The organism is Actinomyces sp. Z5 (genome assembly GCF_003287795.1).
Lineage (GTDB): Bacteria > Actinomycetota > Actinomycetes > Actinomycetales > Actinomycetaceae > Actinomyces > Actinomyces glycerinitolerans.
Map to the genome: position 1 here is coordinate 1 of NZ_QMIN01000054.1, position 7,938 is coordinate 7,938.

General features: G+C 70.9%; 7 protein-coding genes. 6 read left to right on the forward strand and 1 reads right to left on the reverse strand.

Features of this window, described 5'->3' with window-relative positions:
* Positions 1-103 precede the first annotated feature (103 nt).
* Together DRB06_RS07175 and DRB06_RS07180 are read left to right on the forward strand one after the other, a co-directional pair.
* Positions 104-1,525, forward strand: coding sequence for a glycoside hydrolase family 1 protein (locus DRB06_RS07175; RefSeq protein ID WP_108967027.1), 1,422 nt, complete (start codon positions 104-106; stop codon positions 1,523-1,525).
* 71 nt (positions 1,526-1,596) lie between these two features.
* A complete protein-coding gene (locus DRB06_RS07180) occupies positions 1,597-2,019 on the forward strand; it encodes a DUF817 family protein (RefSeq protein WP_111819524.1) in 423 nt (140 codons plus the stop codon).
* Between the two features lie 12 nt (positions 2,020-2,031).
* On the opposite strand, the gene purT is transcribed toward DRB06_RS07180, so the two are convergent.
* The gene (gene purT, locus DRB06_RS07185) at positions 2,032-3,246 is read right to left on the reverse strand and encodes a formate-dependent phosphoribosylglycinamide formyltransferase (RefSeq protein ID WP_111819540.1); all 1,215 of its coding nucleotides are present in this window, start codon (positions 3,244-3,246) and stop codon (positions 2,032-2,034) included.
* Positions 3,247-3,410: 164 nt separating this feature from the next.
* Here purT and rapZ point away from each other — a divergent pair, with 164 nt between their 5' ends.
* From rapZ to gap, 4 genes are all read left to right on the forward strand, one after another.
* A complete protein-coding gene (gene rapZ / locus DRB06_RS07190) occupies positions 3,411-4,526 on the forward strand; it encodes an RNase adapter RapZ (RefSeq protein WP_083565894.1) in 1,116 nt (371 codons plus the stop codon).
* A 5-nt stretch (positions 4,527-4,531) separates the two neighbouring features.
* Entirely contained in the window at positions 4,532-5,593 is a 1,062-nt protein-coding gene (gene yvcK, locus DRB06_RS07195) for a uridine diphosphate-N-acetylglucosamine-binding protein YvcK (RefSeq protein WP_083565893.1), read from the forward strand.
* A gap of 109 nt (positions 5,594-5,702) precedes the next feature.
* Complete coding sequence (gene whiA, locus DRB06_RS07200) at positions 5,703-6,683, forward strand: DNA-binding protein WhiA (protein ID WP_073332394.1); 981 nt, start codon at positions 5,703-5,705, stop codon at positions 6,681-6,683.
* Positions 6,684-6,856: 173 nt separating this feature from the next.
* Positions 6,857-7,864 (forward strand): type I glyceraldehyde-3-phosphate dehydrogenase, encoded by a 1,008-nt coding sequence (gap, locus tag DRB06_RS07205; protein ID WP_073332391.1) that lies wholly within the window; start codon positions 6,857-6,859, stop codon positions 7,862-7,864.
* Positions 7,865-7,938 lie beyond the last annotated feature (74 nt).

A 7,938-nucleotide genomic window follows, 5' to 3' on the forward strand; every position in this document is an offset into this window, starting at 1 on the left:
CGCGCCGGCGCATCCGGTGCCGGCGCGGGACGGGCAGAATCGATTCCGAACCTGAATACCAGCAGACCGACCCGTTAACGCACCCATGAAGGAGAACCCAGCCATGCCGACACCAACCACCTTCCCCGACGACTTCCTGTGGGGCGGCGCGCTGGCCGCCAACCAGTACGAGGGCGCCTACGACGCCGACGGCAAGGGCCTGAGCGTCCAGGACGTCATGCCCCAGGGCATCGTCGGCCCCCGCACCGAGGCGCCCACGCCGGACAACCTCAAGCTGGTGGGCATCGACTTCTACCACCGCTACAAGGAGGACATCGCCCTCCTGGCCGAGATGGGCTTCAAGGTCTTCCGCTTCTCCATCGCCTGGTCCCGCATCTTCCCCAAGGGCGATGAGACCGAACCCAACGAGGCCGGCCTGGCCTTCTACGACCGGGTCCTGGACGAGCTGGAGAAGTACGGCATCGAGCCGCTGGTGACCATCAGCCACTACGAGACCCCGCTGCACCTGACCAAGACCTACAACGGCTGGGCCGACCGGCGCATGATCGGCTTCTTCGAGCGCTACGCCCGCACCCTGTTCGAACGCTACGGCAAGCGGGTCAAGTACTGGCTGACCTTCAACGAGATCAACTCCGTGCTCCACGAGCCCTTCATGTCCGGTGGCATCAACACGCCCAAGGAGGAGCTCAGCGAGCGGGACCTTTACCAGGCGATCCACCACGAGCTGGTCGCCTCCGCCTCCGCCACCCGCATCGCCCACGAGATCAACCCCGACTTGAAGGTCGGCTGCATGATCCTGGCGATCCCCTTCTACCCGCTCACCCCGGACCCGCGGGACGTGTGGGCCGCCAAGCAGGCCGAACGCGACAACTACACCTTCGGCGACGTGCATGTGCGCGGCACCTACCCCGGCTACTTCCTGCGCAAGCTGCGGGACAAGGGCATTGAACTGGACATCACCGAGGCCGACCGCCGCACCCTGGCGGAGCACACGGTCGACTTCGTCTCCTTCTCCTACTACATGTCCTCCTGCGAGACCGCCACCCAGGAGCGTGAGGCCAGCGGCGGCAACCTCATGGGCGGCGTCGTCAACCCCACCCTGGAGGTCTCCCAGTGGGGCTGGGCCATCGACCCGCGTGGCCTGCGCACCATCCTGAACGACTACTGGGACCGCTGGGGCAAGCCACTGTTCATCGTGGAGAACGGCCTGGGTGCCCGCGACGAGCTGGTAACCGGCCCGGACGGGACCCCAACCGTCGCGGACGACTACCGCATCGACTACATGAACGACCACCTGGTGCAGGTGCGTGAGGCCATCGCCGACGGCGTGCAGGTCATCGGCTACACCTCCTGGGGCTGCATCGACTGCGTCTCCGCCTCCACCGCCCAGATGTCCAAGCGCTACGGCTTCATCTACGTGGACCGCAACGACGACGGCACCGGCACCCTGGAGCGCTATCGCAAGCAGTCCTTCGGCTGGTACCGGGACGTGATCGCCTCGAATGGCGCCAGCCTGAAGGCCTGACCGGCTACGCGGTAACCGGCGGCCGCAGCCGGCTCGCGGCGGGCGCACCGGGCACTGGGTAGTCTGTGCCGATGCCCGAAGAACGCGCCCCGCTGAGCCGGCTGCGGCTGCTGCCGCTGCGCCTGGTCCAGTTCACCGCCATCCAACTGGCCTGCTGCGCCTTCCCGATCGCCTTCATCCTGGCCCTGTGGCGCTCCGCGGCGCACTTCACCGTGGGCGGCGACCGCTACCGCATGCCGACCGCGGTGTCGTTCGTGCTCATCGGGGTCTTCCTGTGGCTGGCGGAGAACATCGGCACGTTCCTCAACGCCTGGCGCTACCCCGATCAGCAGGCCGGGTGGCACCTGGTGCACGTGGGCAAGCTCGGCAGCTGGGCACTGCTGGTCACCCTCAGCTTCGTGCTGGTGGCCGCCGTCAAGGCGGAGGAGGGCGTGCGCTACGGCGACGGCGAGGCGCGGGTCACCCCGCCCAGGCGCCGTCGCCGAGCTCGCTGACCGCCTCGATGACTAGCCCTCGGGGCGCGTCACGGTGATGGCTCCGGCCGCCTCCCGCGCCCGGCGGCGGGCCGAGTCGACGTCGTCGGCCGCCGCCACGGCCACGCCCATGCGGCGTCCGGGGTGCGCGTCGGGCTTGCCGAACAGGCGCACGTCGCTGCCCGGCACCGCCAGCGCCTCGGCGACGCCCCGGTAGGTGACCCCGGCGCCGGTCCCGGACTCGACGGGCGACTTAACCACGGCGGAGGCGCCGGGCGAGCGCAGGGCGGTGTCCACCGGCAGACCCAGCAGGGCGCGGGCGTGCAGCTCGAACTCGCTCAGGCGCTGGCTCGCCAGGGTCACCATGCCGGTGTCGTGTGGGCGGGGGGAGACCTCCGAGAAGAGCACCTCCTGGCCGCAGACGAACAGCTCCACCCCGAACAGGCCCCAGCCGCCCAGCGCGCCGGTCACCGCCGCGGCCACCTCCTGCGCGCGGCGCAGCGCCGCCTCTGGAAGCGGGTGCGGCTGCCAGGACTCCACGTAGTCGCCCTCGACCTGTCGGTGCCCGACCGGCTCGCAGAACGAGGTGACGGTCTGGCCGGTGCGCGGGTCGCGGGAGCGGACCGTCAGCAGCGTGATCTCCGCATCGAAGTTCACAAAGCCCTCCACGATCACCCGGCCCCGGTCCACCCGGCCCTCCGCGGCCGCTAGCCGCCAGGCGGCCGCCACGTCGTCGGGTCCGCGCAGCACGGACTGGCCATGCCCGGAGGAGGACATGACCGGCTTGACGATGCACGGGTAGCCGATGCGCTCGGCGGCGATGGCCAGCTCGACCGAAGAGGAGGCGAAGGCATAGGGGCTGGTGGGCAGGCCGAGCGTCTCCGCGGCCAGGCGGCGGATCCCCTCCCGGTCCATGGTCAGGCGCGCGGCACGCGCGGTCGGCACCACCCGCACCGCGCCGGCCTCCTCCAACGCCACCAGAGCGTCGGTGGCCAGCGCCTCGATCTCCGGCACCACGATCCGTGCCCCGGACGCCGCGATCGCCGCGGTCAGCGCCCCCGGGTCGGACATGTCCACGGTCAGGGCGTGCTGGGCGACCTGCTGGGCGGGGGCGCCCGCGTAGCGGTCGATCGCGGTGACCTCCACGCCCAGGCGCATCAGCGCGATCGCCACCTCCTTGCCGAGTTCTCCAGAGCCGAGCAGCGCCACCTTCGTGGCCGAGGGCGTTCCCGGGGTGCCGATGCCCATGGCGGCGGGGGAGGGGGATGGGGATGCGGTCACGGTCGCCTCCAAGTCGATTGTGCGCGGTGCGCCTTCGCGCCCGGGCGGCACGGCAGCCGCGTGCCGACTGCTACGGCCACGCTACCGAAACTACGCGAGCCCGGCACAGCCGGTTGTGCCATGCTGGGGGCATGGACGCACAGGACCGAACCGACCCCGGCCGCCCGCCGGCGCCGGATGCCGGCCCCGACCGGATCCCCCCGTCGGTACCCGTCGCCGGACCCGCCCCCGCCGCCCCGCCGCCGCCGGGCCTCCCCCCGCGCAAGCCGGTGCGCCACCTCGCCACCCCAGCGGCGGACGCACCCGCCCCCCGCGATCCGGCCAAGGACACGGTCCCGCGCGGCATCCCAGCCATCGATGAGGCGGCCCCGCCGGTGCCGCCGGCCAAACGGCCGGAGATGATCATCGTCACCGGCATGTCCGGTGCGGGCCGCTCCCGGGCCGCCAACGCCCTGGAGGACCTCGACTGGTACGTGGTGGACAACCTGCCGCCACAGCTGCTGCCGGCGCTCGCGGGCATGATGACAACGGTCGGGGCGGGCGTGCACCGGCTGGCCGCGGTCGTCGATGTGCGCAGCCGCGAGTTCTTCGCCTCCTTCATGAAGTACCTGGGGCAGCTGCGCGACGCCGGCGTGGACGTACGCCTGATCTTCCTGGATGCCTCCGATGCCGCGCTCATCCGCCGCTTCGAGTCCTCCCGCCGCCCCCACCCCTTGCAGGGCACCGGCTCCATCCTGGACGGCATCGAGCATGAGCGCACCCTGCTGGCCGGCCTGAAGGGCACCGCCGACGAGGTCATCAACACCTCCGACTACTCGGTGCACGACCTGGCCCGCCGGATCCGGGAACTGGTCGCCCACGAGTCCGACCTGGGCCTGCGGGTGACGGTCATGTCCTTCGGCTTCAAGTACGGGCTGCCGATGGACGCCGACCACGTCCTGGACGTGCGCTTCATCCCGAACCCCTACTGGGTTTCGGAACTGCGGCATCTGACCGGGCGGGACGCGCCGGTGGCCGAGTACGTGTTCCAGCAGGATGGTGCGGCCGCCTTCGTGGACGGATACGTGAACCTGCTGATCCCGGCGCTGCCCCGTTACGTGGACGAGCTCAAACCGAATGTCACCATCGCGGTGGGCTGTACCGGCGGCAAGCACCGCTCGGTTGCGACCGCCGAGCGGATCGGCGCCGGCCTGCGGGCCGCGGGATTCAAGGTCGCCGTGCAGCACCGGGACCTGGGGAGGGAGTGAACGTCATGGGACAGACTCCGGGGGAGCCCGGGCACGGTGCAACCGGCATCGACGTGCCCGGCGCCCGCGCCACCATCGACTCGGCCGGCTGGCGTCGACGCGGGGAGGAGGGGCCGGCCGTCGTCGCCCTGGGCGGTGGACACGGCCTGTCCGCCACCCTGCGGGCCCTGCGGCACGTCACCCAGCGGCTCACCGCCGTGGTCACCGTCGCCGACGACGGCGGCTCCTCGGGCCGCCTGCGCCGCGAGTTCAACTGCCTGCCGCCCGGCGACCTGCGCATGGCCCTGGCGGCCCTGACCGACGAGACCGAGTGGGGGCTGACCTGGCGGGATGTGCTCCAGCACCGCTTCTCCGGTGAGGGCGAGCTGGATAACCACGCCCTGGGAAATCTGCTCATCCTGGCCCTGTGGCAGCTGCTCGGCGACGAGGTCGAGGGGCTGGACTGGGTGGGCCGGCTGCTGAGTATTCACGGGCGGGTCATCCCCATGAGCGCCTCCCCGCTGGTGATCGAGGCGGATATCGTCGACGGCGATCACCGCCAGCGCGTCAGTGGACAGGTGGCCGTCGCCTCCACCCGCGGCCGCATGGAGAACGTGCGCGTGGTGCCCGAGGACGCCGATGCACACCCGGAGGCGATCCGCGCCATCGACGCCGCCGACTGGGTGATCCTGGGGCCGGGTTCCTGGTACACCTCGGTGCTGCCGCACCTGATCCTGCCGTCCATGCGCCGCGCCCTGGTCGGTACCCGCGCCCGCAAGGCCGTGGTGCTGAACCTGTCGGCGCAGAGCGGCGAGACCGACGACATGACGCTCGCCGACCATCTGCGCGTGTTGGCCGAATACGCCCCCGACCTGCGCCTGGACGTGGTCATCGCCGACCCGAGCGTGGTGGAGGATGTCGCGGAACTGAGCGCGGTGGCCGACTCCATGGGGGCGGTGCTGATGCTGCGGCAGGTGCGGACGGGGGACGCCCTGTGCCACCATGACCCGTTGCGGCTGGCCGCCGTCTTCCGGGACGCCTTCGACGGCGCGGTGGGGGACATCACCGGCCCGCCGCGCGCCGCCTGACCGGTACCCGAGTGGACTGCACCCAACCGGCCGACCCTGAAAAGCGGCCGCGCGGCAGCCCACAACCAGCCCATAACAGCCCAAAAACAAGGACCAGGAGCATCACCACATGTCGCTGACGGTGACCGTCAAGGACGAGCTCGCCCGCGTAAGTACCGAAAACGCCGCCCAGCGGCGCGCCGAGGTGGCGGCCATGCTGCGCTTCGCCGGTGGACTGCACCTGGTGTCCGGCCGCATCGTGGTGGAGGCCGAGTTGGACCACGGCGGGGCCGTGCGCCGACTGCACCGGGACCTGCGGGAGCTGTACGGCATGACACCGGAGGTGCTGGTGGTTCAGGCCGGCTCCCTGCACCGCGGCAGTCGCTACGTGCTGCGTGTGAGCGACCGCGGCCGCGACCTGGCCCGCCTGACCGGCCTGGTGGACGCCCACGGCCGTCCCGTGCGCGGCATGCCCGTCGCGGTAGTCCAGGGGGGACGCAACGCCTCCGCGGCCGCCTGGCGCGGCGCCTTCCTGGCGCGTGGTTCACTCACCGAGCCGGGTCGCTCCTCCGCCCTGGAGGTCACCTGCCCCGGCAGTGAGGCGGCCCTGGCGCTGGTGGGTGCCGCCCGCCGTTTCGACGTGGTGGCCAAGGCCCGCGAGGTTCGCGGCGCCGACCGGGTGGTGGTTCGCGACGGCGAGGCGATCAGCGTGCTGCTGCAGAAGATGGGGGCCGTGGAGGCCAACGCCACCTGGGTGGAGCGTCGCTCGCGCCGTGAGACCCGCGGCACCGCCAATCGGCTGGCCAACTTCGACGACGCCAACCTGCGCCGCTCGGTGCGCGCCGCCGTCACCTCCGGGGCCCGGGTGGAGCGCGCCTTCGAGATCCTGGGGGAGGACGTGCCCGCGCATCTGGTACAGGCCGGACGGCTGCGCATCCAGAACAAGCAGGCCAGCCTGGAGGAGCTGGGGCGCATGGCCGAACCGCCGCTGACCAAGGACGCGGTGGCCGGACGCATCCGCCGACTGCTGGCCATGGCGGACAAGCGCGCCCACGAGCTGGGCATCCCGGACACGGAATCCGTACTCACCCAGGACATGCTCGACATGTGAGATGCACCCGCGTGTTCGCCCCTGGCGTGTCCGAACCGGCACGGCGGCGTGCACGTAACGCTAGACTCAACCTGCCGGATCGGACGGGGAGCACCCCACGAAGGCCCGGGGCACACCACGTGTGCAGCAAGCTACGAATACGTGCGTCCCATGGCGCACTAGGAGGACACAAAGTGACCACCCGCGTTGGTATCAACGGCTTCGGCCGCATCGGCCGTAACTTCTACCGGGCCGCCCTTGAGCAGGGCGCCGACTTCGAGGTCGTGGCCGTCAACGACCTGACCGACATCAAGACCCTCGCCCACCTCCTCAAGTTCGACTCCATCATGGGCCGCCTCGGCGCCGAGGTCACCTACGACGAGGAGAACATCATCGTCGACGGCAAGCCGATCCGCGTCCTGGCCGAGCGCGAGCCGGGCAACCTGCCCTGGGCGGACCTGGGTGTCGACGTCGTCGTCGAGTCCACCGGTTTCTTCACGGACGCCACCAAGGCCAAGGCGCACATCGACGCCGGCGCCAAGAAGGTCGTCATCTCCGCCCCGGCGAAGAACGAGGACGGCACCTTCGTGGTCGGCGTGAACGAGCAGGACTACGACACCACCAAGCACAACATCATCTCCAACGCCTCCTGCACCACCAACTGCCTCGCGCCGCTGGCCAAGGTGCTGGACGAGGCCTTCGGCATCGAGAACGGCCTGATGGTGACCGTGCACGCCTACACCGGTGACCAGCGCCTGCACGACGCCCCGCACCGCGACCTGCGCCGCGCCCGCGCCGCCGCCCTCAACATCGTCCCGACCTCCACCGGTGCCGCCCGCGCCGTGGCGCTCGTCCTCCCGCAGCTCAAGGGCAAGCTGGACGGCTACGCCATGCGCGTCCCGGTCCCGACCGGCTCCGTCACCGACCTGACCTTCAAGCCCGCCAAGCCGGCCACCGTTGAGGAGATCAACGCCGCCGTCAAGGCCGCCGCCGAGGGCCCGCTCGAGGGCGTTCTGGCCTACTCCGAGGAGGACCTGGTCTCCACCGACATCGTCGGCGACTCCCACTCCTCCATCTTCGACTCCAAGCTGACCAAGGTGCAGGGCGACCAGGTCAAGGTCGTCTCCTGGTACGACAACGAGTGGGGCTACTCCAACCGCCTCGTTCAGCTCACCGCCCTGGTTTGCGAGAAGCTCGCCTGAGTCCGCGTAAGCCGGCACTCACCACTGTGAGCAACTGACGGACGCCCGCGCACGCCAACTCGCGTGCGCGGGCG

Coding starts and splice junctions, on each gene's coding strand:
- purT (WP_111819540.1), bottom strand. CDS start 3,246: ATGGGCATCGGCACCCCGGGAACGCCCTCGGCCACGAAGGTGGCGCTG.
- DRB06_RS07180 (WP_111819524.1), top strand. CDS start 1,597: ATGCCCGAAGAACGCGCCCCGCTGAGCCGGCTGCGGCTGCTGCCGCTG.
- whiA (WP_073332394.1), top strand. CDS start 5,703: ATGTCGCTGACGGTGACCGTCAAGGACGAGCTCGCCCGCGTAAGTACC.
- yvcK (WP_083565893.1), top strand. CDS start 4,532: ATGGGACAGACTCCGGGGGAGCCCGGGCACGGTGCAACCGGCATCGAC.
- rapZ (WP_083565894.1), top strand. CDS start 3,411: ATGGACGCACAGGACCGAACCGACCCCGGCCGCCCGCCGGCGCCGGAT.
- DRB06_RS07175 (WP_108967027.1), top strand. CDS start 104: ATGCCGACACCAACCACCTTCCCCGACGACTTCCTGTGGGGCGGCGCG.